At 71.6% G+C, this 26,563-nt stretch carries 21 protein-coding genes; 8 read left to right on the top strand and 13 right to left on the bottom strand.

Annotated elements, in window-relative coordinates; translation table 11 throughout:
* The first annotated feature begins 89 nt into the window (after positions 1-89).
* Together QRY02_RS01480 and QRY02_RS01475 are read left to right on the top strand one after the other, a co-directional pair.
* A complete protein-coding gene (locus tag QRY02_RS01480) occupies positions 90-1,202 on the top strand; it encodes a sensor histidine kinase (RefSeq protein WP_285989689.1) in 1,113 nt (370 codons plus the stop codon).
* Positions 1,199-1,840, top strand: coding sequence for a response regulator (locus QRY02_RS01475; RefSeq protein ID WP_285993736.1), 642 nt, complete (start codon positions 1,199-1,201; stop codon positions 1,838-1,840). Before QRY02_RS01480 ends, QRY02_RS01475 begins: the two co-directional genes overlap by 4 nt.
* Before the next feature lie 4 nt (positions 1,841-1,844).
* Here the strand turns inward: QRY02_RS01475 and QRY02_RS01470 are convergent, their stop codons facing one another.
* From QRY02_RS01470 to QRY02_RS01460, 3 genes are read right to left on the bottom strand one after another with little or no spacing between them, the layout of a single operon-like run.
* Entirely contained in the window at positions 1,845-3,242 is a 1,398-nt protein-coding gene (locus QRY02_RS01470) for an FAD-binding oxidoreductase (RefSeq protein ID WP_285989688.1), read from the bottom strand.
* Between the two features lie 57 nt (positions 3,243-3,299).
* Entirely contained in the window at positions 3,300-3,965 is a 666-nt protein-coding gene (locus QRY02_RS01465; RefSeq protein WP_285989687.1) for a YdcF family protein, read from the bottom strand.
* On the bottom strand, positions 3,965-5,761 hold the full coding sequence (locus QRY02_RS01460) for a Xaa-Pro dipeptidyl-peptidase (protein ID WP_285989686.1): 1,797 nt from the start codon (positions 5,759-5,761) through the stop codon (positions 3,965-3,967). The genes QRY02_RS01465 and QRY02_RS01460 overlap by 1 nt, the downstream gene beginning before the upstream one ends.
* 85 nt (positions 5,762-5,846) lie before the next feature.
* Here QRY02_RS01460 and QRY02_RS01455 point away from each other — a divergent pair, with 85 nt between their 5' ends.
* Complete coding sequence (locus tag QRY02_RS01455) at positions 5,847-7,409, top strand: DUF4139 domain-containing protein (RefSeq protein ID WP_285989685.1); 1,563 nt, start codon at positions 5,847-5,849, stop codon at positions 7,407-7,409.
* Complete coding sequence (locus QRY02_RS01450) at positions 7,369-11,076, top strand: DEAD/DEAH box helicase (protein ID WP_285989684.1); 3,708 nt, start codon at positions 7,369-7,371, stop codon at positions 11,074-11,076. Before QRY02_RS01455 ends, QRY02_RS01450 begins: the two co-directional genes overlap by 41 nt.
* 22 nt (positions 11,077-11,098) lie before the next feature.
* On the opposite strand, the gene QRY02_RS01445 is transcribed toward QRY02_RS01450, so the two are convergent.
* The 3 genes from QRY02_RS01445 to pdxR all read right to left on the bottom strand — a co-directional run bounded on the left by QRY02_RS01445 (position 11,099) and on the right by pdxR (position 13,488).
* Positions 11,099-11,530, bottom strand: coding sequence for a CBS domain-containing protein (locus QRY02_RS01445; RefSeq protein ID WP_285989683.1), 432 nt, complete (start codon positions 11,528-11,530; stop codon positions 11,099-11,101).
* Between the two features lie 102 nt (positions 11,531-11,632).
* The gene (locus tag QRY02_RS01440) at positions 11,633-12,079 is read right to left on the bottom strand and encodes a hypothetical protein (RefSeq protein ID WP_285989682.1); all 447 of its coding nucleotides are present in this window, start codon (positions 12,077-12,079) and stop codon (positions 11,633-11,635) included.
* Positions 12,076-13,488 carry a MocR-like pyridoxine biosynthesis transcription factor PdxR gene (pdxR, locus tag QRY02_RS01435; RefSeq protein WP_285989681.1) on the bottom strand — a complete coding sequence of 471 codons (1,413 nt, stop codon included), beginning with the start codon at positions 13,486-13,488 and terminating at the stop codon, positions 12,076-12,078. Before pdxR ends, QRY02_RS01440 begins: the two co-directional genes overlap by 4 nt.
* A gap of 82 nt (positions 13,489-13,570) precedes the next feature.
* Between pdxR and QRY02_RS01430 the strand changes: the two genes are divergently transcribed.
* Positions 13,571-14,143, top strand: coding sequence for a TIGR03086 family metal-binding protein (locus QRY02_RS01430; RefSeq protein ID WP_285989680.1), 573 nt, complete (start codon positions 13,571-13,573; stop codon positions 14,141-14,143).
* Here the strand turns inward: QRY02_RS01430 and QRY02_RS01425 are convergent.
* Positions 14,136-15,110, bottom strand: coding sequence for a neutral zinc metallopeptidase (locus QRY02_RS01425; protein ID WP_285989679.1), 975 nt, complete (start codon positions 15,108-15,110; stop codon positions 14,136-14,138). The two genes, QRY02_RS01430 and QRY02_RS01425, sit on opposite strands and share 8 nt — an antisense overlap.
* A gap of 112 nt (positions 15,111-15,222) precedes the next feature.
* On the opposite strand from QRY02_RS01425, the gene QRY02_RS01420 reads away from it, so the two are divergent.
* Complete coding sequence (locus tag QRY02_RS01420; protein WP_285989678.1) at positions 15,223-17,235, top strand: prolyl oligopeptidase family serine peptidase; 2,013 nt, start codon at positions 15,223-15,225, stop codon at positions 17,233-17,235.
* On the opposite strand, the gene QRY02_RS01415 is transcribed toward QRY02_RS01420, so the two are convergent.
* Both QRY02_RS01415 and QRY02_RS01410 read right to left on the bottom strand, forming a co-directional pair.
* Positions 17,225-17,539, bottom strand: coding sequence for a DMT family transporter (locus tag QRY02_RS01415; protein ID WP_285989677.1), 315 nt, complete (start codon positions 17,537-17,539; stop codon positions 17,225-17,227). The two genes, QRY02_RS01420 and QRY02_RS01415, sit on opposite strands and share 11 nt — an antisense overlap.
* Complete coding sequence (locus tag QRY02_RS01410) at positions 17,539-18,150, bottom strand: FMN-dependent NADH-azoreductase (RefSeq protein ID WP_285989676.1); 612 nt, start codon at positions 18,148-18,150, stop codon at positions 17,539-17,541. The genes QRY02_RS01415 and QRY02_RS01410 overlap by 1 nt, the downstream gene beginning before the upstream one ends.
* 78 nt (positions 18,151-18,228) lie before the next feature.
* On the opposite strand from QRY02_RS01410, the gene QRY02_RS01405 reads away from it, so the two are divergent.
* Positions 18,229-18,774, top strand: coding sequence for a TetR/AcrR family transcriptional regulator (locus tag QRY02_RS01405; protein ID WP_285989675.1), 546 nt, complete (start codon positions 18,229-18,231; stop codon positions 18,772-18,774).
* Here the strand turns inward: QRY02_RS01405 and QRY02_RS01400 are convergent.
* The 3 genes from QRY02_RS01400 to QRY02_RS01390 form a co-directional block, all read right to left on the bottom strand.
* The gene (locus QRY02_RS01400) at positions 18,771-19,517 is read right to left on the bottom strand and encodes a ferritin-like domain-containing protein (protein ID WP_285989674.1); all 747 of its coding nucleotides are present in this window, start codon (positions 19,515-19,517) and stop codon (positions 18,771-18,773) included. The genes QRY02_RS01405 and QRY02_RS01400 overlap by 4 nt on opposite strands.
* Positions 19,518-19,581: 64 nt before the next feature.
* Complete coding sequence (locus tag QRY02_RS01395; protein WP_285989673.1) at positions 19,582-20,292, bottom strand: hypothetical protein; 711 nt, start codon at positions 20,290-20,292, stop codon at positions 19,582-19,584.
* Between the two features lie 19 nt (positions 20,293-20,311).
* A complete protein-coding gene (locus QRY02_RS01390) occupies positions 20,312-21,007 on the bottom strand; it encodes a TetR/AcrR family transcriptional regulator (protein ID WP_285989672.1) in 696 nt (231 codons plus the stop codon).
* Positions 21,008-21,099: 92 nt separating this feature from the next.
* Between QRY02_RS01390 and QRY02_RS01385 the strand changes: the two genes are divergently transcribed.
* The gene (locus QRY02_RS01385) at positions 21,100-22,620 is read left to right on the top strand and encodes an FAD-dependent monooxygenase (protein ID WP_285989671.1); all 1,521 of its coding nucleotides are present in this window, start codon (positions 21,100-21,102) and stop codon (positions 22,618-22,620) included.
* A gap of 49 nt (positions 22,621-22,669) precedes the next feature.
* On the opposite strand, the gene QRY02_RS01380 is transcribed toward QRY02_RS01385, so the two are convergent.
* Positions 22,670-26,557 (bottom strand): vitamin B12-dependent ribonucleotide reductase, encoded by a 3,888-nt coding sequence (locus tag QRY02_RS01380; protein WP_285989670.1) that lies wholly within the window; start codon positions 26,555-26,557, stop codon positions 22,670-22,672.
* Positions 26,558-26,563 lie beyond the last annotated feature (6 nt).

Raw genomic sequence — 26,563 nt, 5'->3', positions numbered from 1 at the left:
ACCTCCTGACAAACGGGACAACTTGACACCACGAAGGAAAGTCCCCGCCGGTACATTTTCCGTACAAGCACCCGCGGAGGACTGCCGAAATGACGACCCGACCTGCCGCGTTCCCGCGAGCCCAAGGCTGGTTGCGGTGGGCGCTCGTCGCGGTGCCGATGGTCGCCGCCATGCCGCGCGCGGACCTGCGAGCCTGGCTCCTGATCGGGTTCACCCTCGCGCTGTCGATCCCGTTGCTGTGGATCCACGACGCCCGCGTCCGGCCGCTGACGACGGCGCTGCCCCTCACCGTGATCGCGAGCACGGGCGCGCTCTGGGTGCTCCTGCCGAGCAGCTGGGCGTCGGTGGCGATGTTCAGCACCACGTTCTTCGTGGTGCTGCGGCACTCCACGGCGCCGATCGTGCTGGCGGTCGGGCTCGACATCGCGGCGATCACGGCCGGGGCGGCCCGCTTCGACGTGTGGAAAGGCGCTCTGTCGACGTACGCGGTCCTCGCGGTGATCGTGCTGATGGGGCTGAACCGGCGGACCCGCATCGCCCGCGTCGAACAGACCGAACTGGCGCTGGCCCGCGCGCAGACCGCCAACGAGGAGCACGCGCGCGCGGCGGCGCTCGCCGAACGCGCCCGCATCGCCCGCGAGCTGCACGACGTCCTGGCGCACTCGCTGGCCGGGCTCTCGCTGAACCTGCAAGGCGCCCGTCTGATGCTGGTGCGCGACGGAGCGAGCCCGGACGCCGTCGCCCAGATCGAGCGGGCCCAGAAACTGGCGTCGGACGGCCTGGCCGAGGCCCGGAAGGCGGTGGCCGCCCTGCGCGAAGACGCCGTCGGCGTCGAACGCGCGATCGCCGATCTGCTCACCGCGTACCGGCTCGACAGCGGTGCCCGGGCGGACCTGACGATCGAAGGCGAGCCGCGCGAGCTCGACGCGGCGGTCGGCACCGCGCTCGTGCGCGCGGTGCAGGAGGCGCTGGCCAACACCCGCAAGCACGCGGCGCAGGCGGACGTCGACGTCACGCTGGACTTCGCCGACGGAACGGTGGAGCTGACCGTGGCCGACCGGCAAGGCAGGCGCCCGCCGGACGCGCCGGCCGCAGGCTACGGTTTGCGCGGGATGGGCGAACGGGTCGCGCTGCTCGACGGGCGGCTGGAGAGCGGACCGGGGGAGGACGGATGGCGGATTCACCTGACGGTACCGGCGTGACGCTGCGTGTCGTGCTGGCCGACGACCAGGCGGTGGTCCGGGAGGGCCTGGTCACGCTGCTCGGGCTGCTGCCCGGGGTCGAGGTGGTCGGCGCCGCCGCCGACGGCCTGGCCGCGCTCGCGCTCGTCGCCGAGCACCGCCCCGACGTCGTGCTGGTGGACCTGCGGATGCCGCGCTGCGACGGCGTGGAGACCACCGAGCGGATCCGCGCCGAACACCCCGGTACCGAAGTCGTCGTGCTGACCACCTACGCCGACGACGAGTCGCTGCTGGCCGCGCTGCGCGCCGGGGCCCGCGGGTTCCTCACCAAGGACGCCGACGCCGAGTCCATCGCGCGGGCGCTGCGCTCGGCCGCCGCCGGTCAGTCCACAGTGGACGGGGAGCTGCAGCGGCGGCTCGTCGAAGCCGCCGCCCGCAGCGCCCCGCCGCGCGTCAAGGAGGTCGAGGGCCTGACCGCCCGCGAGATCGAGGTGCTGCGGCTGATCGCGGCGGGCCTGTCGAACACCGAAATCGCCCGCACCCTGGTGGTCAGCGAGGCGACCGTGAAGACCCACGTGAACCACCTGTTCGCCAAGGCCGGGCTGCGCGACCGCGCGCAGGCGGTCGCGTTCGCCTACCGGGCGGGCATCGCCGGGTGATCCCTCACGGCGCGGGCAGGATGTTCGCGTTGCGGTGGAACACGTTCCGCGGGTCGTACGCCACCTTCATCCGGGCCAGGCGCTCGTACTTTTCGGGCCCGTACGACGTCCGGACGCGGTCGGCTTCGTACTCGGCCATGAAGTTCACGTAGCCCGCCGAGTTGGACGAGAACGGCACCAGCGCCTCCCAGAACTCGCGCACCCAGGCGCGGTCCACGGCGTACGGCTCCGGCTCGGCCGCAAGCGAGTCGATGTTGATCAGGATGCTCTCGCGCCGCGGGCCGCCGAACGCCGTCGCGTCGTCGGCCACCTCCGTGAAGGCGCCCCGCATCGAGAAGATCGGCATGATCGACAACGGGGACGTCTTGCGCGGCAGGGAATCGGCGATCACCTCGATGACCTCGTCCGTGAAGCCGTCGGCGTAGGCGGCCTTCTCGTACGCCAGGATGCCCCACGGCGCGGCGCCGTCGAGCATCCGCTGCAGCTCGACGTACGGGATCGGCGAGACGAATTCGAACAGCGGCGTCGGCCCGGATCGCGCCGCCCGGACCGCCCCGGCGTGCTGCTCCTCCCCCTCGAAGCCGGCGATCAGCACGGCGTAGCCCGGCCGGAACCGGAACAGCTCCGGGACGAACGGCGCGGGCGGCGCGTTCAGCCCGGCCACCAGCACCCCCAGTTCTCCCGGCAGCGTCCGGAGCAGCTCGCGGGCGTGGCGCAACGCGGCCACGCCGTCGTCGAGTCCGTAGAAGAACAGTCCCAGGTGGACCATCGGGCCGACCGGGTGCAGCCGGAACTCGAACTCGGTGACGACGCCGAAGTTGCCGCCGCCCCCGCGCAGCGCCCAGAACAGGTCGGGGTGCTGCCCGGCGGACACGCGCAGGATCTCGCCGTCGGCGGTGACGAGCTCGACCGAGACCAGGTTGTCGCACGACATCCCGTACTTGCCGGTGAGCCAGCCGAAGCCGCCGCCCAGGGTCAGCCCGCCGACGCCGGTGTGGCTGATCGTGCCGCCGGGTACCGCGAGCGCGTGCTCCTGCGTGGCCGCGTCGAGCTGCGCCCAGGTCGTCCCGCCACCGCAGCGGGCGGTCCGGCCGTCCGGGTCGACGTCGATCGCGGCGAGGGAGCTCAGGTCGATGCAGAGACCGCCGTCGACGACCGCGGCGCCGCCGTAGTTGTGCCCACCTCCGCGCACCGAGACGTCGAGGCCGGCTTCGCGCGCGTACGCGAGCGCTGCCGCCACGTCCGCGGGCCCGGCGGGCCGCACCACCACCGCGGGACGGCGGTCGATCTCCCCGTTCCAGACCGACCGCGCGACGTCGTAGCCGGGGGCGCCATCGGTCAGCACGGCTCCGGACAGCTGGGCGCGCAGGCTCTCCAAGGTGGGTTCGGCGGTCGAGGTCATGGCGGGTCCTCTCGCAGCGGACGGAACGCCGGTAAGTCGCCTGACCTGCAACGATCGTTACATTGAGTGATCGTCGACGCGGACAGTGACCAGCCGCTGCGTGAACCCGGCTTCGACCAGCCTGCCGAACGCCCGCTCGACGCCGGGCGGGATGCGCTGCGGGATCGCGAAGCCCCGCTCGGCGTACTCGGTGATCCGCTGGGTCTCGCCGACGAGCATGCCGATCACGCGATCGGCGTCTTCTTCCCCGCTGACGTGGTCCTCGAACGACGCCGCCTTCGACGCGCACACGACGTCGACGCCGGGCCAGAGCCGCTTGGCCGTCGCGTAGGCACGGCGTTGCTGGTACGGCCGCGTCACCAGGGTCACGGACCGGATGCCGCGCCCGGCCAGCAGCCGGCGCGTGAACACGATGTTCTCCCCCGTGTGCCGGGCCTCGGGTTCGACCAGGATCGCCTCGTCCGGCACCCCGAGGTCCAGGGCGATCTCGCGGTAGTGGACCGCTTCGCCGCGCGGGAAGCGGTCCACCGTCGTCGGGGCGTTGGCGCCGGTGAAGACGATCAGCGGGAAGCACCCGGCGTGGAACAGCTCGGCGGCGTGGACGGCCACGCCGGGATCGCGGCTGCCGAGCCCGATCCCGGCGTCCGACCGCCGCGGTCCGTGCCGCAGGTCGTGGTAGTCCCACAGCGTGCGGACATCGGCCCGGAGGTGCTCCGGCAGCATCAGCCGAACGCGGCCCGCAGCGCCGGCTTGCCGCCCGTGACCGGAAGCGTGACCGACGACTTCGTGAGGTCGAGCGCGAGTCCGGCGCCCGGCTTCGGGCGCAGCGTGTAGTCGTGGTCGCTGGAGGCGAGCAGGAACTCGAGCCGGTGGCCCGCCGCGAGGACGTAGTCCTTCGGCATCAGGTCGACGCCGATCCGGTAGGTCCGCCCGGGCGTGATCGGCTCGGTGCGGGCGGGCGAGGTGCGGTTCTGCGGGTCGGTCCAGCCCCGGCTGATCACGTGGGACGTGCCGTCGGGGGCGCGGTCGAGCAGGATCACCGAGACGTTCGCGGCGGGCCGGTCGAACGCCAGCGCCAGGTCGGCGCGAGCGGTGCCGGAGAGGCGTACGGACTGCTTCGCCGCCGAAGTCGTGTACAGCAGGCGGTTGCCGGATGACGCCAGACCGGCCAGCTGCTCGATCGTCTTCGACGAGTCGTCGGCGAGGGTTTCGGCGGCCGCCGTGCCCGGCACCGGGGTGCGCGTGTCGATCGTGCCCTTCGAGCGGCCGCCCGGCCACGGGTACACGCGGACGTCGGAGGTGCCCGGCGCCGGCCAGTCGGCCTCGTCGGTCCACGACAGGTCCTCGCGCTGGATCGTCGCCTTCGGCTCGTTCTGGATGCCGTTGTCGATGCCGTAGAGGTAGTGCGACATCCACTTGTTCACCGTCGCGAGCCAGACGTCGCGGCGCAGCGAGTACGGGTCCGCGTGCCCGGACTGGTGCAGCCAGATCTTGTGCTCGACGCCGCGGGCCTTCAGCGCCTCGTACCAGGTCGCGACCTGCTCGGTCTTGACGTTCCAGTCGTTGAGGCCGTGCACCGCGAGCACCGACGCGCGCACCTTGCCGACGTCGTCGCGGTAGTTGCGGACGTCCCAGAACGGCGTGTAGTCGCCGGTGACCCGGTCCTGGTCGCGGGTCAGCCCGTCGATCACCGGGCGGCAGACCTGCCGGTCGGCGCGGGTGTACACGTACTCGGCGAGCACGTCGGCGTCCTCGCCCTGGAACCCGCCGGCGGCGACGACCGCGCCGTCGTGGCGGTAGTACTCGTACCAGCTGGAGATGGCCGCGATCGGCACGATCGTCTCCAGGCCGGCGACACCGGTGCTCGCGACGGCGTTGGGCAGGGTTCCGTTGTAGGACACGCCCATCATGCCGGTCTTGCCGGTGCTCCAGTCCGCCTTCGCCGCGGCGCCGGCCGAGTCGCGTGCGCTCGTGCGGCCGTTGAGCCAGTCGACGACCGAGCGGGCGCCGATGGTCTCGTTGACGTCACCCGTGGTCGGGCAGCCGGTCGAGAGGCCGGTGCCGAGCGACTCGCCGTAGACGACGGCGAACCCGCGCGCGGTGAAGTAGTCCTGGTAGCGCCAGGTGATCGGGGCGGCAGGCCCGACGCCGTGCGCGGCGACGCGCGGGCCCTCCGGGCCGCGGGCGTACCCGGGCGCGGACAGCTCGACGTCGACGTCGTGGTTGGCGACGTCGTTGCCGCCGGCGTAGTACGGGCTGGCCTGGTAGACGACGGGAACCTTCAGGCCCTGCTGGGTCGCGCGCGGGCGCACGACCTGGGCGTGCACGAGGTCGTCGGCGCCGTCGTGGTCGCTGTCGACCGGTGCGGTGACCCAGACGTCTTCGCGGACGACGTCGGCCGGGTCGAACACCGGTTGCGCCTGGCCGCCGGTGAAGACCGGGGCCGGTGGCGCGGCTTCGGCGATGCCCGCGGTCAGCGGCAGCGCGAGGACGGCGGCGAGCAGGACTGCGGCTTTCACTCAGGACCCCCAAGCCGGGCGAAGCGGACGACTGAAGACACTTCCGGTCCGCCCGCGGGGGTGTCAAGAGACTAACGTCGGAGGCATGCCGACCGTGGAAGCGCCGATCACCGCCGTGACCGTCTACCCGCAGCGTGCGCGGATCACCCGCCGGGGCAAGGCTCCGCTCGACGGCGGGCCGCGCCTGGAGTTCGCCGGGCTGCCCGTGGCCCTCGACCCGGGCTCGGTCCGCGTCACCGGCACCGGGCCCGCGCTGATCACCGGCGTCGACGTCCGCACCGAGTGGCACGCCGATCCGGCCGACCCGGCGTTGCAGGCGCTCGTCGAACAGCGGCGTGCCGATCAGGCCACGCTCGACGGCGTCGTGGACGACGAAGCGGCTGAGACGATGAAGGTGGATCTGCTGACTTCGCTCGCGAAGCGCAGCGGCGGCAGCTTCGCGAAGGCACTGGCCAACGGCACCGCCGAACCCGCGCGCGTCGCGGAGGTGACGGACGCGCTGAGTTCGCGGCTGGCGTCGGCGTTGAAGGCGCGCCGGGTGCTGAGCGAGCGGATCGCGCGGCTGCGCGAGGACCTCGCCGCGCTCGACCGGCGGATCGAAGCGCACGACAACCGGCCCGGCCGGGACAGCACCTCGGTGGTCGTCGAGCTCGAGATCTCGGACCCGGGCGCGGAAGCCGAGCTGGAACTGTCCTATGTGGTCGCCAACGCGACCTGGGAGCCGGGCTACGACATCCGGGTGCGCGGCGCCGACGTCACCGTGGTGTCGTACGGGCTGGTCAGCCAGCAGACGGGCGAGGACTGGCCGGAGTGCGAGCTGGCGCTGTCGACGGCCCGGCCCGCGGTGTCGGTGGTGGTGCCGGAACTTTCGCCGTGGTACCTGGACCGCGTCCTCCCGGCGCAGGACACGTACACGGCGTCGGCCGCGTACGGGGGCTCGGGCGGCGGGATCGCGGAGAACGCCGTCCGACGGCAGTTCGCACCGGCGGCTCCGGCGATGGCGCCCAAGGTGGCCTCGGTCGAGCAGGGCACGACGGCGGTCACCTACCGCCCTTCGCGGCCGGTGGCGGTGCCTTCCGGCGCACAGGGACACCGGACGACGTTGGCACAGCTTTCGCTTACGGCCGACCTGGGCTACGTGACGGCGCCAGTGCTGGCGGAGGAGGCGTACTTGCGCGCCACGGTGGAGAACACGTCGGAGCACGCCCTGCTGCCGGGACGGGCTTCGGTGTTCCACGACGCGGAGTTCGTCGGTACGACCGTGCTGGAGCCTTGGGCGCCCGGGGAGGAACTGGAGCTGGCATTGGGCGTCGACGACCGGATCCGGATCGAACGGGAGCTGGTGCGGCGGACGGCATCCAAGGCGACTTTGTCGGGACAGAAACGGCGAGAGGCGGAGTACCGCATTTCGGTCGTGAACCACGGGCCGCGTTCCGCTGTCGTGACAGTGCTGGATCAGGCGCCGGTTTCGCGGGACGACACGATCACGGTGAAGGAGGTGAAGACGTCGCCGGACCCGGTCGAGACGTCGGCGCTGGGTGAGTTCACGTGGAAGCTGACGCTGGCGCCGGGGGCCACGGGCGAAGTGAAGCTCTCCTACCGCGTGGATGTCGCGAAGGGCGTGGAGCTGGCGGGCTGGCGGGAGTAGGGACGAACCATCCGGCGTTCTATTGGCGAAACACCTCGGCCGGCCTTCTCGAAACGCTACGATGCCGACGCTGCTGAAGCGACGGAATCGACGATCGGAGCCGGGGTTGAAATCGGGGGCGGACGCCGCTCGGGCGGAGATCGTCGAGTTCTGGCAAACCGTGGAAATGTTCAGCCCGCAGAAAGTGGACAAGCCCAGTCGCGAGAAGCTGGTGTTCACCGTGCGTCCGGGACAGCCGTTGCCCTGGGAGGCCGGGCACGAGCTCGCGAGCCGGGAGCTGCGACCGAACCAGACCTGGCGGCACGTCGTCTATCTGGGCGTTTACCGCCTCGATGAGGTTTTCGAGCTCCTTTCGCGTGTCTTCGAGCCGGACAAGGACAGCTACGACGAGCGCCCCGCCGGGGACAGCGCGGTCGCCGCCTTCGTCGTCGACGAGAACGGACGCGCCCTGCTCGACTCCGAGGTCCTCTCCAGTTGTGCCTGGGCCACCGGCCGGCTGGCGCGGGACCGGCGCTGCGAACCGGACTGGCTCGCGTTCCTCCAGGACGACATGCTCGCTTTCTCCCGCACCTGGCGAGATCTGGTCGCCGACGAGCTGCTGACGGAGGGGGACGTTCCGCAGTACGTCCCCCACGTGCTCGACCACGAGGCGCTCGCCGGGTGCCTCGACGCCGCCGTCGCCGCGGCTGGGACGGACGGATCGCTGTCCTGCCCCGAGGTCCGGGTCAGCAGCCGGATCGTCGGTCGGCGCAAAGCGGACAACGCGGCCGGTCACGACTTCCTCAACAGTTTCATCATGGGCGATCTGGGACTCGTCGGCGAGGAGACCGTCAAAGGGAACACCGGTGCCGCGTTGCGCGACTACCTGCTCCCCGATTCCGGAATCAACCTCGCTCAACGCGTCGACGTGCGCACCCGTCCCGAAATCGTGCTGGCCGCGACGGCTCCCGATGCAGTGCCGGCCGGCCGCTGGCCGAGCAAACCGGAGCACGCCCTGGCGCTGAACCAGCAGCTGGCCGTGAGCACGGCGCTGCGCACGGCCGGCTCGGCGGGCGTGATGGGCGTCAACGGCCCGCCCGGCACCGGCAAGACCACCATGCTGCGTGACCTGATCGCGGGTCTGGTGGTGGCACGGGCCCGGGAACTGGCCGCATTGCCCACGCCCGAGGCCGCCTTCACGGGCCGGAAGTCACGGTGGCGCACCGGGGAGCGCACTCGGGTGCTGTCCCACTGGCGGCCCGAGCTCACCGGATTCGAGATGGTGGTCGCGTCGGCGAACAACGGAGCGGTGCAGAACGTCACCGACGAGATTCCCGCCGCGGACGCCATCGACGAAATCTGGGCGGACCGGGCCGCCGCCGTCGACTACTTCCCCGCGATCGCCTCCGCGTTGCTCGCGCCGGAACCGGACGCCGAACAGCCGAAAGACGAACCGGACGGCCTGCGGGCCTGGGCGCTGGTGGCGGCCCGGCTGGGCAACAAGACCAACCGCAGCCGCTTCGTCAACACCTTCTGGTACCACACACCGGAAAAGCCCGGACAGGACGGCGAGTGGCAGGGCCTGCTCGCCGTGCTCAAAGGCTACGAGCAGGAAGTGCCCGAACAGTCGTGGAGCGAGGCCGTCGACGCATTCCGCAGCGCCGAAGCACGCGTCGACGCCGTTCGCGGTGAACGAACGGCAGTCTGCCAAGCGGTCATCCGCCGGGTGAAGGCGCTGGACGAGGTGAACCAGCGCCGCAACGAAGTGTCGGTGGCCGCCGCGCGCGTCTCGACCGCACGAGCGGAACGCACGGCCGCCGTCGCCGAGGAAGAGAAACGCGTCCGCGAAGCGCTCGAAATCGCCCATGCCCTTCGGGCCGAGCAAGAACGAGCGGCCCACGAGCGCCTCGAGCTCGCCGAGCGGGTGGTCCAGGCACGGCACACGGATCTCGCGCGGGTCGGCACGGCACGGCGAACCGAGGCCGAAACCGCCGTGCGAACGTGGCACGCCGAGGTGGACGCGCGCGAGCGGGCCCGCTTCGCGCACCAATCGGCCCGGCCGGGAACCTGGGACCACCTGTGCAGCCTCGGTCGTGCCCGGAAACACTGGGCGTGGCAGGACGACTGGCTGGCGAACCAGGTGGCGGCGGCCCGGCAGGAACTGGCCTCGGCCCGGCGAAATCGGGAAATCGCCCAGTGGGAAATCGAAACCGCTCAGCGAGCGTTCGACGCCGCGGTCCAAGAACTGAACGGCGCGCGCGTCGCTCTGGCCGGCGGAATTCCGCTGCCCGAAGTCGACCACGCACCACTCGTCGCGGTGCGCCGCGACCTCGCCCTCATCGACCAGGCGATTTCCGCGGCCCTCCACGCTCAAGCCGAGGCCGAACAGCTCGTGCGGGCGGGCGAGGAAGAACTCACCGCGCTCGACGAACAGCTCGAGAAAGCGGCGAAAACCCTTGGCCCGCACTTCCCCGACGACAGCTGGTGGGTGGACCGCGACCGCCGGGAACCGAGCGCGCTGTGGACCGACGCGGAATGGAACACCGCGCGAACCGAGCTGCTGTTCGCGGCCATGGCGCTGCACAAGGCTTTCCTGCGGCACGCGGCCACCGAGCTGCGGTGCAACCTGCAGGCCGCCATGGACGTCCTCAACGGCGACGCGCCTCGGGACGCTCCCGCCGAAGCGGTGCTCGCCGCGTGGCAGAGCCTGTTCTTCGTGGTACCGGTGGTGTCCACGACGTTCGCCTCCTACGCCCGGCTGTTCGGCTCACTCGGCAAGGAAGCCCTGGGATGGCTGCTCATCGACGAAGCCGGGCAGGCGACTCCGCAGAACGCGGTCGGCGCCTTGTGGCGGACGCGGCGTGCGCTCGTCGTGGGCGACCCTCTCCAGCTGGAACCGATCACCACCTTGCCGTTCCGCGCCGAACAGGCCATCCGCACCGAGCTCGGCGTCGACGAACAGTGGCTGACCAGCCGGACGTCGGTCCAGCGGCTGGCCGACCGGCTCACGCCGCTGGGTACCTGGCTGCGCGACGACGACGGACAGACGTGGGTGGGTGTGCCGCTGACCGTGCACCGGCGGTGTGACCAGCCGATGTTCGACATCGTCAACACGGTCGCCTACGACGGTCTCATGATCGACGGCACCGCCCCGGCTCTCGGCGAAAAGTTCAAGGACGCCTATCCGTCACTGCCGGAGTCGAAGTGGATCGACGTCGTCGGCAGCGACGCCCAGGGGCACTGGATTCCCGACGAGGGCCGTCAGCTCGACCGCATCCTCGCCACGCTGTCGAGCCTGGATTTCGCCATGTCGGAAGTGATGGTCATCGGCCCGTTCCGGGACATCGCCCGCCAGGTCGCCATCCGGTCCGCCCGCCACCGGGGGCTGGTGGCCGGAACCGTGCACACCGCGCAGGGCAAGCAGGCCGACATCGTGATCCTGGTCCTCGGCAGCGCGCCCGGCCGGCCGGGCGCGCGGAACTGGGCTTCGAGCAAACCCAACTTGCTCAACGTCGCGGTCAGCAGGGCCAAGCGGCGGCTCTACGTCATCGGCAACCGGCAGGAATGGGCGAAGTGGCGTTACTTCGAGACCCTGGCAGCCAAGCTGCCCCGCTCCGCGCCGGTCGGCGAGGAGACCCGGTCCGCGGAAACCAGGGGTGCTCGCCCGATACCGGATGAGCACCCCTGATCGCGCTGTTCCTCGATCGCCCCTAGCCCTGGGAGATGTAGGCCTGCAGTTGTTCCTGGCTCTGCTCCAGCTGTTCCATCCGGTTCTTCACGACGTCCCCGATGGACACGATCCCGGCCAGCCGCCCGTCGGCCAGGACCGGGACGTGGCGGATCCGCCGTTCCGTCATCAGGACCGACAGCTGGTCCACCGAGTCCTCCGGGCCGCAGCTGGCCACCAGTTTCGTCATGATCTCCGACACCGGGCCGTCGAGCAGGGCCGGGCCGTGTTCGTGCAGGCGGCGGACGACGTCGCGTTCCGAGACGATTCCCGCGATCGAACCGTCCGGGGCGACGACCACCATCGCGCCGACGTTGTGTTCGGCCAGTCCGGCCAACAGCGTGGTCACCGTGGTCTCGGGGGTGACCGTCGCGACCGCCGACCCCTTCTTGCGCAGCAGATCCGCAATCCGCATGGCGATCCTTCCCGTCGGTGAGCTGGATCACCACAGGTTAGGGCCCTCCGGCGCCCCGCGAAAGTCCGGCAAACGGGGCGTCTTCGTGGTAAGGGCGGCGATTCAGCCGAGCCGCTCGGCCAGGCCGTCGAGGGCCAGCCGGATCCCGGCCGCGTAGTCGTCGTCGCCGAGGGCGTCCAAACGCGCGCGGGCCAGCGCCAGCTGTTCGCGCGCCGCCGGCAGGTCGCCGAGCTTGCGGTAGTCCTCGCCCAGGTTGAGGTGCAGCGACGGGTAGAACCCGCGCACCGCCAGGGACGAGTGGTACTCCTGGGCCCGCGAGTCGGTCAGCGAATCCGCCGCCGCCAGGGCCCGCAGGTCCCACTCGAGTTCCTCGGCCGGGTCGTCGCAGACGTCGGCCATGTGGTGGGCCAGCGCGACGCGGTGCAGCGGGTCGCCGTCGTCGCCGATCGATGCCCACAGCTGCGCGAAGGTCGCGTACGCGCCGGCGCGGTCGCCGCCGATGTGCTTCCGCAGACCGGCGTCGATCGCCACCATCACGTCGTCGGTCATGCCACTCCTTCGTCCGCCAGCGCCCGCAGCCGGGCCAGTCCGGGCTCGATCCGCTCGGCCGCGACCGCACCGTAACCGAACACCAGGCCGTGCCGCCGCTCCCCCACGCCGAAATCGCCCAGCGAGTACAGCCGCACGCCCCGGCGGCGAGCGGCGCGGACCAGCGGGCCGCAGTCCGCCGGCGCGACCGCGCTGAGGTGCAGGCCCGCCGTCGACGGCAACGGCGTCAGGAAGTCCGCGAAGTCCCGGGCGAGCACCGCCGAGAGGAGCTCGTGCCGGGCGCGGTAGACCTTCCGCATCCGCCGGACGTGCCGGGCGAACCCCCCTTCGGCCATGAACGCCGCCAGCGCCGCCTGCTCGACGTTCGGTGCGTGCCAGTCGGTGAGGTAGCGGGCCTTGACCAAGGCGGGCACCAGCGCCGGCGGCGCGATGAGGAAGCCCAGCCGCAGCGCCGGCGAGAGCACCTTCGAGAACGAGCCGACGTACACGACGCGGCCGCGGGAATCGAGGCTGTGCAACGGTTCCAGCGGGCGTCCGGTGTAGCGGAACTCGGTGTCGTAGTCGTCCTCGACGAGCACCGCGTCGTTCCGCTCGGCCCAGTCGAGCAGCTCCAGGCGGCGGTCCAGCGACATCGACAGGCCGAGCGGGTACTGGTGCGACGGCGTCACGTACACCAGCCGCGTCCCTGCCGGGATGGCGTCGACCACGATCCCGGACGCGTCCACCGGCACCGGCGCGACCCGCACCCCGCGCGCGCCGAGCACCAGCCGCGGCGGCGGGTACCCGGGGTCCTCGACGGCGGCGAGGTCGCCGGTCCGCAGCAGCACCCGCGCGACGAGATCGGTCGTCTGCTGGGCCCCCGCGGTGACGACGACCTGCGCCGCACCGGCTCGGACGTCCCGGGAAACGCCGGCGTGCCGGGCGATTTCGGCACGCAGCGCGGCGTGGCCCTGCGGGTCGCCGTAGGTCATCAGGTCGGCCTGGCCGGCCCGCAGCCGCTGCGTGATCAGCCGCCGCCAGGTGTCGAACGGGAACAGCGAGAGGTCGGGGACGCCGGGCCGGAAGTCGAACTCCGGCGCCGGGGCGAAGGGCGCGGGCGGCGGCGGGACGGCGTCCCACTCCGGCAGCGGCCGCACACCCGGAACGTCCGGTACCGGCTCGGGGGAAGCCGGCGACGCCGTGACGAACGTGCCCGCGCCGACGCGAGCGGCGAGGAACCCTTCGGCGGTGAGCCGGTCGTAGGCCGCGCTGACCGTCGTCCGGGAGACCGCCAGCCGCTGCGCGAGCTCGCGGGTCGGCGGCAGGGCCTCGCCGGGCCGGATCCGGCCGGCCAGGATCGCCGCGCGGAGCTGGCGGTAGATCGCGTCGCGGTGGCCGCGCGTCCCGCTCAGGTCGATGTGGATCTCCACCCGGTCAGTCTAGATTGGCACACAAAGCTTGCCACGGTTTTGGCACTGTTCGTGGTCCGCTTACCCGCCTAGCGTGGCCGGCATGGATCTTCGCGAACTCGACCGCCGCACGCTGTTCATCCTCGACAAGCTCGTCGCCGGCGTGACACCCGCCGACCTCGCCCGCCCCACCCCGTGCGCCGGCTGGACCCTCGCCGATCTGCTCCGCCACCAGGTCAGCGAGAACCACGCCTTCGCGACGGCGGCCCGCGAAGGCTCGGCGCCGGACTGGGACGCCGGCGTCCTCGGCGACGACGCCTACGCCGCGTACCAGGCGTCCGTCGACGACTTCCTCGACGCTTTCGCCGACGACGCCGTGCTGGAGCGGCAGCTCACCATCAACCACTTCGGCACGTTCCCCGGCTCGATCGCCGCGCACATGCACCTGGTCGACACGGTCGCGCACGGCTGGGACCTGGCCCGCACGCTCGGCCTGCCCTACGAGCCGGACGCCGAAGCCGTGTACATCGCCTCGAAGCTGGCCGAACGGATCCCGGACGAAGGCCGCGAGAAGAACGGCTCGTTCGCCCGCAGCGTCGAGGTCCCCGCGGACGCGAGCCCGCTCGACCGGTTCCTCGCCCTCCTCGGCCGCGACCCCGCCTGGACCCTCAGCTGACCTCGCCGACCGGGGCGCTCCACGTGTCGCACGCCTTCGTGGCCTTGCCGTCGTAGCCCGCTTTCGCCCAGGACAGCTGGTGCTCGCGCGAGCCGTGGGTGTCGCTGTTGTTGGCCCGGCCGTAGTCGGCGACCGCGGCGTTCGCCAGCGATCGGCTGATCGAGCCCGTGCCGGCGACGGCCGCCAGGAACAGTGCGCCGAAGCAGTTCGCCTGCAGCTCGATCCGGCGCACGACCTCCTTGTCGGCCGCGCTGTCCTCGTCCGGCGAGGTCATCTTGTCCGCCGCCGCGGAGAGGATGCCGCTCTCGCGCTGCACGTGGTGGCCGTACTCGTGGGCGAGCGTCGCGATGTGCCGGGCCTTGTTGAGCCCGGCGTCCGACAGCATCCAGTCGGTCGGGGCGTAGATCGTCGTGTCACCGCCGCAGTAGTAGGCGACGGCTTCGCTCTCCGCCGGCGCTTCGCCGCACGAGCTGTGCTCCGGCAGCGTCACCGACACGGTGGCGGTCAGCGTCGGCTCGTTCGCCTTCTCGAGCGCCGGGCGCCACGACTGCTCCAGGCAGCCGACGAGCGCGCCGTAGTAGGCCTTGAGCTGTTCGGCCGCCCGGCCGAGTTCGGGCAGGGTGCAGGTGGCGGGCCCGGGGCTGATGCCGTCGCCGAGCAGGGGGTTGCGCGCCAGCTCCGGCACGGCCTTCGGAGGCTTGCCGGTGCCGCCGTACGCCCGGCCCGGATCGGCGCCCTGCGCGGCGAACGCGCGGCCGTCCACCCGGTGCGGGATGGTGGCGGCGATCAGGGAGAAGGCCACCACGACGATCAGGACGCCGGTGACGGCACCCCAGAGCCGGTTGCGCGGCGGAGCGATCGGGACGGGCGGGGCGGCCCAGTTCGGCGCCCACGGATTCGGCTCCGGCGTCCACGCGGGTTCCGGTGGCCGGGCCGTCCCCGGCCACGGCGGTTCGGCCTCGTTCACGGTCTCCCCCTGCTGTGTGGCACCAGCATACGGACACCCCGGGAGGCAGGGATCACGAAACGAAAACGCCACCGGGTGGCCGCGCTGCCCCTCACCGGGCGAGACTGTCGGCATGAGTGTCGAGGACCCTTACCTGTGGCTGGAAGACGTGACCGGCGACGACGCGCTCGGCTGGGTGCGCGCCCGCAACGACGAGACGCTGGCCGAACTGACCGCCGGCGCGCGGTTCGCCGAACTGCGCGACGAACTGCGCGAGGTGCTCGACGCCGACGACCGGATCCCGTACGTGCGCCGCCGCGGCGAGTTCCTCTACAACTTCTGGCAGGACGCGAGCCACCCGCGCGGCCTCTGGCGGCGGACGACGCTCGAGTCGTACCGGCAGGCCGAGCCCGAGTGGGAGCTGCTCCTCGACGTCGACGCGCTGGCCGAGGCCGAAGGCGAAAACTGGGTCTGGCAGGGCGCGACCGTGCTGCGGCCGGACTACCGGCGCGGCCTGGTCGAGCTGTCCCGCGGCGGTGCGGACGCGACGGTCGTCCGCGAGTTCGACCTCGACGCGCACGAGTTCGTCGCGGACGGTTTCACGGTCCCGGAGGCGAAGACGCGGATCGGCTGGATCGACGTCGACCGCGTCTACATCGGAACGGATTTCGGTCCCGGTTCGCTGACCAGCTCCGGGTACCCGCGGCTGGCCAAGGAGTGGCGCCGCGGCACGCCGCTCTCCGAAGCCGTCACGGTCTTCGAAGGCAAGCCCGACGACGTCTCGATCGGCGCGTCCCACGACCCGACCGAAGGCTTCGAACGCGACTTCGTCAGCCGCGCGATCGACTTCTACCGCTCGGAACTGCACCTCAAGACGTCCGGCGGGCTGGTCAAGATCGACATCCCGGACGACGCGAGCGCGTCCGTGCACCGCGAGTGGCTGCTGGTGCGGCCGCGGACGGCGTGGTCCGTCGGCGGCACGGAACACCCGGCAGGCTCGCTGATCGCCATCCTCTTCGACGCCTTCATGGCCGGCGACCGGGAGTTCACGAGGCTGTTCACGCCCGACGAGCACACCTCGCTGAGCTACTGGGCCTGGACGCGCCACCACCTGCTGCTCGGCACGCTGCGCGACGTCCGCACCGAGCTGCGCACCCTCACCCCGAGCCCGGACGGCTGGCAGGAGGCGCCGCTGGCCGGCGGCCCGGAGTTCGGCAGCGCGGACATCTTCGACACCGATCCCGACGTCAGCGACGAGTACCTGATCGACTCCAGCGGCTTCCTCCAGCCGTCGACCCTGAGCTACGGCCACGTCGGAGAAGAGGTCGAAGTCCTGAAGCAGGCTCCGGCGTTCTTCGACGCTTCGGACATGAGCGTCGCGCAGTACTTCGCGACGTCGGAGGACGGCACGAAGATCCCGTACTTCGTCGTCCGGCCGTCCGGCGCCGAGGGCGGCCCGACGCTGCTGACCGGCTACGGCGGCTTCGAGGTCTCGCTGACGCCGTCCTACAGCGGGATGGTCGGCCGCGGCTGGCTCGCGCGCGGCGGGACGTACGTCGTCGCGAACATCCGCGGCGGCGGCGAATACGGACCCGGCTGGCACACGCAGGCCATCAAGGCCGAGCGTCACCGCGTGTACGAGGACTTCGCCGCGGTGGCCGCGGACCTGGTGGAGCGCGGCATCACCACGCCGGCGAAGCTCGGCATCCAGGGCGGCAGCAACGGCGGCCTGCTGATGGGCGTGATGCTGACGCGCTACCCGGAGCGGTTCGGCGCGATCGTCAGCCAGGTGCCGCTGCTCGACATGCGCCGCTACCACCTGCTGCTGGCCGGCGCGTCGTGGATGGCCGAGTACGGCGATCCCGACGAAGCCGCGGAGTGGGAGTACATCGCGAAGTACTCGCCCTACCAGAACGTCCACAGTGGACGCACGTATCCGCCGTCGCTGTTCGTGACGTCGACGCGTGACGACCGCGTGCACCCCGCCCACGCCCGCAAGATGGTGGCGCGGATGCGTGAGCAGGGGCACGACGTCCGGTATCACGAGAACATCGAGGGCGGCCACGGCGCCGCGGCGGACAACGAACAGCTGGCCTTCAAGTGGGCGCTGGTGTTCGAGTTCCTGTGGGAGCAGCTCACGAAGTGATCCGCGCGAGCACGACGCCGCCGACGATCAGGGCCAGCGCCGCCACCCGGCCGACGCTCAGCGGGTCCTTGGTCACGACGACGCCGAGCACGATCGCGCCGACGGCGCCGATCCCGGTGAACACCGCGTAGGCGGTGCCCACCGGGACGGTGTCCATCGCGCGCGACAGCAGGTACACCGCGGCGGCGCCGAGCACGAAGCACAGGAGCGTCGGCCACGGCCGCGTGAAGTTCTCCGTCGGCTTGATGCTCTGCGACCAGGCGATCTCGACGAGCCCGGCGAGGACGAGCGTCACCCAGCCCATCAGAGCGCCGCCAGCGCGGCTTCCCGCGAGGCGACGCGCTCGCCTTCGCGCGCGGCCAGGTGCGGGTCGACCAGGGCGTTGGTCAGCTCGGCGTGCACGAACCGGACGTCGCCGACGTCGTAGTGCCCGGCGATGAAGTCCCGCAGGTAGCGCTCGTGGTGGTCGAACGGCGCCCGCGGCGTCCCTTCCGCGTACGTCCCGCCCCGCGCGCCGGCGATGACGAACTTCTTGCCGCGCAGGGACATCTTCGGGAACGTCACCTGGTCGATCCAGGCCTTCAGGGCGGCCGGGACCGAGAAGTTGTACATCGGCGCGCCGATGAGCACGACGTCGGCTTCGAGCAGTTCGGCGAGCAGCGGCTCGACGATCGCCCACGCCTTCTTCCGCTCCGGCGTGCTGACGACATCGGCGTAGTGCGCGGGGTCGGTGATCCCCGCGGCGAGCAGGGCGTCACAGATTTCGGTCCACGCCTCGCCGATCACCGGGACCGGGTCGGCGGCGAGGTCGCGGTAGGTCCGGGTGCCCGCCCAGGTGGCGGCGTACCGGGCGGACAGCTCGCGGGAGAACGACGAGCGGCGGGCGCTGGAGTCGAGGTGCAGCAGGTGGGACACGATTTCCTCCTCAAGTGGACACGGCGTCCGCTTGAGTCAACTGGACGCCCTGTCCGGATATTCCCTAGGCTGGCGCCCATGCCCGAACGCGCCGACGCGGCCCGCAACCGCGCGAAGATCCTCGCGGCGGCCGAAGAGCTGTTCACCGCCCGCGGCGCGGCGGAGGTGACGATGGAGGACATCGCGCGGGCGGCCGGCGTGGGCCGCGGAACGCTCTACCGCCGTTATCCGGACCGCGCGGCGATCGCGGTGGCCCTGCTGGACGAGCACGAGCGGCGCCTGCAGGAGGCACTCCTGCGCGGCGACCCGCCGCTGGGCCCGGGCGCACCCCCGGCCGCCCGCTTGGCGGCGTTCTACGAGGCGATGGTCGAACTGCTGGAGCGGCACGCGCCCCTGGTGCTGGGGACCGAGGTGGGCCACTCCCGCTTCACGACCGGCGCTTACGGGTTCTGGCGCACGCACGTCCGCGTCCTGGCGGAGGCGGCGGGCGCGCCGGACCCCGACGTGCTGGCCGACGTGCTGCTGGCCCCGCTGGCACCGGAGCTGTTCCTGCACCAGACGTCTCGCGGGGTGCCGGCGGAACGGATCGCCGCGGCCCTGCGGCAGCTGGCCGGCCTCCTTTAGAAGAGCCCACGCGGCCGGGCGCGCTTCGGGGTGTACCGCGGTCCCGGTTTCGGCTGCTCGCCCCGGATCCGCGCGAGCGCGGCTTCGAACGCGGTGAGCACGTCGGCGACGAAGACGAGCCTGCCGACACCGAGGCGCCGCAAGGCCGCGCCGTGGTCCGCGGCGACCGTGGCCGCGACGCCGAGCAGCAGCACCCGCCACGCGCCGAACACCGCCGCGCGGGCGGGCTTTCCCAGCCCGCGGAAGGCGACCTCGAGCCGGTGGCAGTGGAACGGCACGTGCCGCTCCTCATCGGCGAGGATCCGCGCGGCGACCTGCGTGACCAGCGGATCACCGCCGCCGTCCCGCAGGGCGCGGTAGTACCGCAGGGCGACGACCTCGGCGATGAGCAGCACCATGAGCTCCAGCCGCAGCCCGAGCGCCCGCCGCAGCTTGACGAACACGGTGTCCGACCAGTGCTTCCCGATGGTGGGCACCCCGGCGGCGGTCAGCAGCCCGGCGAGCATCCGGGCATGGTTCTGCTCCTCGGCGACGAACAGCTCGACGGCGGCGAGGTAGGTGTCGTCCCCGGCGGCTTTCGCGATGAGGTTGGCGCCGTCGCCGGCCTCGCCGACCTGGAAGCGCTGCACGCTCTTCGCCACGTCGGGGTGGAGTTTCGCGCCCCGCTCCCAGGGCGGGTCTTCGCGCCGCCTGCGGCGTTCGGCCTCGGTTTCGAAGTCCTGGAGCCAGTGTGCGTAGGTCATCACGCCGATGATGCCGCGCGGCGGTGGATCCGCTGCGTGGCTTTTGTGGAGATCCGGTGAAGGTTCACCCGTGCCGGACGCAGCACTCGACGTGCAGCAGCGCAAGCGGGTTCCGGCGCGAGTACGGGCTCCAGGTCCCCAGCTCGATCTCCGCGCAGCAGTGGGCGCCGGGGTCCTCGGCCAGCCGGGCCGGGGCGTCCTCGGCGAGGGCACGCACCTGTTCGCCCTGGAATTCGTACGCCGGCCGGCTGCCGGTGACGAACAAGGTGTCGGCGGCGACCCGCCAGTGGAGGTGGTCCCGGAACTCCCGGTACCACCGCCGCGTGTGGTCCACGGGCGGGAAGGCCCGCGGCGGCAGCGTCACCTTGTGCGGCGCGGGCGGGGACAGCCGGGCCCGCAGCCGCTTCCAGCCGGACACCGGGAACGCGAGGCTGTGGTGCAGCAGCACCAGATCGAGCAACCGGCCGCCGTGCTCCCCGCCGCAGTCCGGCGCGCCCGACCGCAGCGGCAGGTGGACGATGCTGCGCGGCGACCGCGCCGCCAGCCACCACGCGCAGGCGAGATCCGCCGCCGCGGCCTGGCCGACCCACAGCTGGGCCCCGTGCCGCCCTTCGGCCAGGGAGGCGTGGGCGATCGGGCGCGCCGGCCGGATCACCCGGTGGTCGCGGCCGTCCAGCCGGGCCGTGCTGACCAGCGTCCGCCACTCCCGGCCGGCGAGCCGCATCCGCTGTCCCCCTTCGACGTCCTCGGCGGCACGATAGGCGCCGGCCGGCACCGGCGGCCACCGAATTGCTTCAGCCGACGCGGGCCGCGACGCCGTCGAGGACGCAGTCCAAGCCGAACTCGAACGTCCGTTCCGCGCTCCACTCCGCGCCCTCGACCACGCGGCGCGTGAACTGCGGGTACCGCCCGCTCGCGATGACGTCGCGGATGTACGGGCCCACGCTCGCCTGCCACTGCTCCTTCGTCAGCCCGGACCGGCGCTGGGCCTGCAGCTCCGCCAGCTCTTGCGCGACCGTGCCGAAGACGTACGCCAGCACCGTGTCCACCACGGCCGCCGCCGACGTGATGTCGGCCGTCAAGCCGGCCGCCGCGGTGAGGGCCGCTTCGTGCCGCCGCAGGGAGTTCGTGCCCAGCGCCGGGCGGCCCGGGAGTTCGCCGCTCAGCCAGGGGTGCCGCAGCAGCGTCCGGCGGACCTGGTGGGCGACGCCGGCCAGGTCGGCGCGCCAATCGCCGGTGATTTCGGTCTGCTCGGCGCCCTTGACCTCGTCGATCATCAGGTCGAGGAGCTCGTCGCGGCTGGCGACGTAGCGGTAGAGCGACGCCGTTCCCGAGCCGAGGTCCGCCGCGACCCGGCGCATCGAGACGGCGGGCAGCCCGTCGGCGTCGGCGATCGCGATCGCCGTCCGCACGATCTGCTCGACCCCCGGGGCCTGGCGCCGCGGGCTGCGCCGCTCCTTCGCCCACACCAGCGCCGGCTCGTCGGCCATCCTCGTTCTCCCCTCGTCCGTTGCGCGCAGCTTACCTCAGTGGATACGGTGTAGCCATACGAGAACACCGTAGCCAGAACTGGGGGTACCGCATGATTCCCGTCCTCATCGCCGGCGGGGGCACCGTCGGCCTGTCCACCGCGCTCTTCCTCGCCGACCACGGTGTCGAGGCGCTGGTCGTGGACCGCGCGACCGGCCCGTCCGCCCACCCGCGCGCCACCGGCCTCGGCTTCCGCACGATGGAGTTCTTCCGCCAGGCCGGGATCGACGGCGACGTCGAAGCCGTCGCCGTCCGGCCGGCCGGCACGCTGGGCAAGATCACCGCCCCGACCCTGGCAACGGCGGACCTGCCGGACACCCCGCCCGCCGTGCCGAACAGCCCGAACCTGGCGGCGAGCGCACTGAGTCCCGGTGTGCTGCGCGGCACCTGCCCGCAGGACCGGCTCGACGCGGTGCTGCTGAGCACGCTGCGGCAGCGCGGGGCCGTGGTCGCGTACTCGACCACGCTCGTCTCGGCGGAGCAGGACGCCACCGGCGTCACCGCGGTCCTCGACGGCCCGGACGGCCGGCGGACCGTGCGCGCGAGCTACCTGGTCGCGGCCGACGGCGGCCGCAGCGAGCTGCGCGCCGCCCTCGGCATCGGCACCACCGGCCCGGGCGCGCTCGGGCAGCCCCTGCTCAACATCCTCTTCCGCGCCGACCTGACACCCCACACCAAAGGTCTGCACTTCGCGAACTGCACGATCACCACGCCCGAGTCACCGGGGATGCTGGTGACGGTCGACGGCGAGAAGGACTGGATCTTCCACACCGAACTCGGCGACGAACCGGCGGCGGCCTTCCCGCCGGAGCGCTGTCGCGCGTTGATCCGCGCCGCCGTCGGCGACCCGGAGCTGGCGGTCGAGGTGCTGAGCGTGCTGCCGTGGCGGGTGCGCGGGCTGCTGGCCGATCGGTTCCGCGCCGGCCGGGTGTTCCTGGCCGGCGACGCGGCGCACGCGGTGCCGCCGCTCGGCGCGTTCGGTGCGAACACCGGCATCGCCGACGCGCACAACCTGGCGTGGAAGCTGGCCGCGGTCCTCGGCGGCTCGGCGGGCCCGGCACTGCTGGACACCTACGAAGCCGAACGCCGTCCGGTGGCGGCGCTGGCGCTCGAGCAGGCATTGCTGCGGCTCGAGGATCCGCGCCTGCACTGGGAACAGGGCCCGGCGGCGGCCGCCGCCCGCGCCGCCGCGGGCGTGGTCAACGCCCCGATCGTGCACCTCGGCTACCGCTACGCCTCGACCGCGGTGCTCGGAGCGCGGACGGAGCCGCCGTCCACGGAGGACGTCGTCCTCGACGGCACGCCCGGCTCCCGCGTACCGCACACGTGGCTGGCCGACGGCATATCCACATTGGATCTGGTCGGACGGCGGCTCACGCTGCTCACCGGCCCTGGCAGCGATTGGCCCCGCACGGGAGATTTCGACGTCCACGTCGTCGAGGACGAAGAATGGCTGCGCGTCACGGGGATCGCGGGCGGCGGCGGAGTGCTGGTGCGCCCGGACCACTTCATCGCGTGGCGAGGGCAGCCGGAGGAGTTCGCCGGGGTGGTGGACCGGGTTCTGGCGCGCTGACCGGGGGCTGAGCCGGGCGGCTGTCCGCCCGGCTCAGCCGGAAAACCCCTCAGCTGCAGCCGGAGGTGGCGCCGCAGCCTTCGCAGGCGTAGCACGAGCCGGCCGGGCGCATCTTCGTTCCGCACGTCATGCAGAGCGGGGCGTCCGCCGCCTTGCCGAGGCGGAGCTCCATCAGCTCCGTCGTCGTGCGGGCTTCGCGGTGGGGGTGCTCCGGTTCTTCCGCGTGCGGCTCCGGTGACGCATCCACTGTGGACTGCAGGGCCTCCAGGTCGACGCCGGGATTGCCGTACGTCGCCTCGACCTCGGCCGAGCGCTCGTCCGCCGAGAGGATGCCCAGCTGTGAGCGCTTCTCGTACGGCAGGTAGTCCAGGGCCAGGCGGCGGAACAGGTAGTCCATCACGCTCGTCGCGATGCGGATGTCCGGGTCGTCCGTCATGCCCGCCGGCTCGAAGCGGAGGTTGCAGAACTTGGAGACGTAGAACTCGAGCGGGATGCCGTGCTGGAGGCCGACCGAGATCGACATCGAGAACGCGTCCATCACGCCGGCCAGCGTCGAGCCCTGCTTGCCGAGCTTGACGAAGATCTCGCCGAGGCCGTCGTCCGGGTACGAGCCCGCCGTCAGGTAGCCCTCCGCGCCGCCGACCGTGAACGACACCGTCTGGCTCGGGCGCTTCTTCGGCAGGCGCTTGCGCACCGGCCGGTACTCGACGACCTTCTCCGGCTCCGCGACGTCGGCGGCCTTCTCCTTCTTCGCCGTCGACAGCGGCTGGCCGACCTTGCAGTTGTCGCGGTAGATCGCGAGGGCCTTCAGGCCGAGCTTCCAGCCCTGGAAGTAGATCTCCTCGACCTCTTCGACCGTCGCCGACTCCGGCATGTTGACCGTCTTCGAGATGGCGCCGGACAGGAACGGCTGCACCGCGGCCATCATCCGGACGTGCCCCATCGGCGCGATCGAGCGCTCGCCGACCGCGCAGTCGAACACCTCGTAGTGCTCGGGCCGCAGCCCCGGCGCGTCGACGACGTGGCCGTTCTGCGCCACGTACTCGACGATCGCCTCGACCTGCTCGGTCAGGTAGCCCAGCGCCTCGAGCGCGCGCGGCACCGTCTGGTTGACGATCTGCATCGAGCCGCCGCCGACGAGCTTCTTGAACTTCACCAGCGAGAAGTCCGGCTCGATCCCGGTGGTGTCGCAGTCCATCATGAAACCGATGGTGCCGGTGGGGGCGAGCACCGACGCCTGCGCGTTGCGCCAGCCGTGCTTCGCGCCGATTTCGATGCCCTTCTGCCACTCCTCGGTCGCCAGCGCGCGGACCGCGGCGTCGTTCGAGTGGTAGGTGCGGACGAGCTCGTTCGCCGCCGCGTGCTTGCGCATCACGCGCTGGTGCGCTTCGGCGTTGCGCGCGTAGCCCTCGTACGCGCCGACGACCTGGGCCATCTCCGCCGAACGCCGGTAGGACACGCCCGTCATCAGCGACGTGATCGCCGCCGCGAGCGCGCGGCCGCCGTCGGAGTCGTACGCGTGGCCCAGCGCCATCAGCAGCGCGCCGAGGTTGGCGTAGCCGATGCCGAGCTGGCGGAACTTCCGCGTGGTGTCGGCGATCGGCTCGGTCGGGAAGTCCGCGAAGCAGATCGAGACGTCCATCGCCGTGATGACGAACTCGACGGCGCGGGCGAACAGCGGCGCGTCGAACGTGCCCTCGGGCGTGACGAACTTCAGCAGGTTCAGCGACGCCAGGTTGCAGCTGGAGTTGTCGAGGTGCATGTACTCGCTGCACGGGTTCGACGCGGTGATCCGGCCCGACTCCGGGCAGGTGTGCCAGTCGTTGATCGTGCCGTCGTACTGGATGCCGGGATCGGCGCACTCCCACGCGGCCTGGGCCATCGTGCGGAACAACTTCTTCGCGTCGGTGCGGTCGAGGACCTCACCGGTGAGCCGGGCGCGCAGGCCGAAGTCGGTGCCGTTCTCGACCGCCTGCATGAACTCGTCGGACACGCGGACCGAGTTGTTCGCGTTCTGGTACTGCACCGAGGAGATGTCCGCGCCGGAGAGGTCCATGTCGAACCCGGCGTCGCGGAGGACCTTGATCTTCTTCTCTTCGCGCGCCTTGGTCTGGATGAACTCCTCGATGTCCGGGTGGTCGACGTCGAGCACGACCATCTTCGCCGCGCGCCGGGTGGCGCCGCCGGACTTGATGGTGCCCGCGGACGCGTCGGCGCCGCGCATGAACGAGACCGGCCCGGACGCGGTGCCGCCGGAGGTCAGCAGTTCCTTCGAGGAGCGGATGCGGGAGAGGTTCAGGCCGGCGCCGGAGCCGCCCTTGAAGATCAGGCCCTCTTCGCGGTACCAGTTGAGGATCGACTCCATCGTGTCGTCGACCGCGAGGATGAAACAGTTGTGGACCCGGAGGTTGCCGGAGAGGTACTCGCCGGATTCCGTCTGGATGTCGTAGACCGGCATCTCGCCACGGCTCTCGATCGCGGCGATCTCCAGCCGCTTCCTCTCCCGAGCAGGCAGGCCGGGCTTTTCGAAGGACACCTCCAGCTTCGCCGTCTTCACCGGATCGATGAAGCCGATCTCGTCTGCGAAGATCCGCCGGTCACCGGCATTCTGGATCCGGATGCCCCAGAGGTCGTGCCGATCCGGCCGGCTCTCCTTCTTACGGCCCACCCGGGCGAAGATGCCGAACCGGGCCAGCAGCTGCTGGAGGCCGCGGACCAGGTCTTCGCCGATCATGTCCAGCGCGACCAAAGTGGATCGTTCACGCGCGGAGACGTAGCCCTCGGCCTGGAAGATGCTCCGCAGATAGGCGGCCACGACCGGGAGTGGCGCGGTGTAGAGGTGATCCGGCACCGCCATCTCGGTTCCCCGAGCACGCAGGCCCCAGGTCTCGACGAAGTTCTCGAGAACATTGCCGTAGAGCCGGGTGCGGCGGCAGTCGAGCGTTTCGTCCTGGGTTTCGACGGCGCGTTCATGACGGTGGACGTCCGGGAAGACGCTGTCGAGCGCGGCACGCACCCAGGTCAGCTCGGCGTCGTTCACGGTCATCGCTTCGATGGTAAGCGAGCGGTTCGTCCCGTCGTATTGACCGACGAAGCCGTCCGACTGCAACCAGCCCGCGAGTGCGGCTTCGGCGATGTCGGCTTCTCGGATCTCTTCCTCGCCGAACGCGCTGCGGCGGTGCCATTCGAGCTGGTCTCCGACCCGCAGCTCCCCGGCGGGCACGAACTTCCCGCCGCCCGCACTCGCACGCCACACGAGGTGGTCGGCCGTGACGTCGAGGACGTGGCCTGACTTCGTCGTGACTCGCAGGACTTCCTTGATCCCGTTCGCCTTGGTGGCGACGACCTTGGTCAACCCGTGCGCGTCGTAGACCTTGGCACCCACGGCGTTCAGCTCGACGAAGCGGCCGATCGGCACGGCGCCACCGGGAGTGCTCACCAGGGCGTCGTACGGCTGGCAGGCGCTGACCTGCTGCTTCGACGGCGTGCCGACGTTGAACCAGACCGGGGAGTTGAAGCTGAAGACCTGGTGCAGCAGCATCCAGGTGAGTTCGTGCTCGAAGATCTCGAGGTCCTGCGGCGCGGCGAAGTAGCCGTGGTCGCGCGCGGCCTTGACGTAGGTCTGCACGACCCGGTCGATGAGCTGCTTGAGGCTGCGTTCGCGCTGCGGGCTGCCGACGGCGCCGCGGAAGTACTTGCTGGTGACGATGTTGGTGGCGTTGACCGACCAGAAATCGGGGAACTCCACGCCGCGCTGCTCGAAGTTGACCGAGCCGTCGCGCCAGTTCGTCATGACGACGTCCCGCTGCTCCCAGGTCACCTGGTCGTACGGGTGCTGCCCCTCGGTCGTGAAGACGCGCCGCACGCTCAGCCCGCCGGCGGCCTTGCCCTTCTTGCCGGTGGCCGCGCGGGCCCCCGTTCCCACGGTTTCCGTCATCGGTTG

Origin of the sequence: Amycolatopsis sp. DG1A-15b (assembly GCF_030285645.1) — a bacterium.
In the GTDB taxonomy this organism is placed as follows: Bacteria; Actinomycetota; Actinomycetes; order Mycobacteriales; family Pseudonocardiaceae; genus Amycolatopsis.
This window is presented reverse-complemented; position numbering and strand designations above follow the sequence as displayed.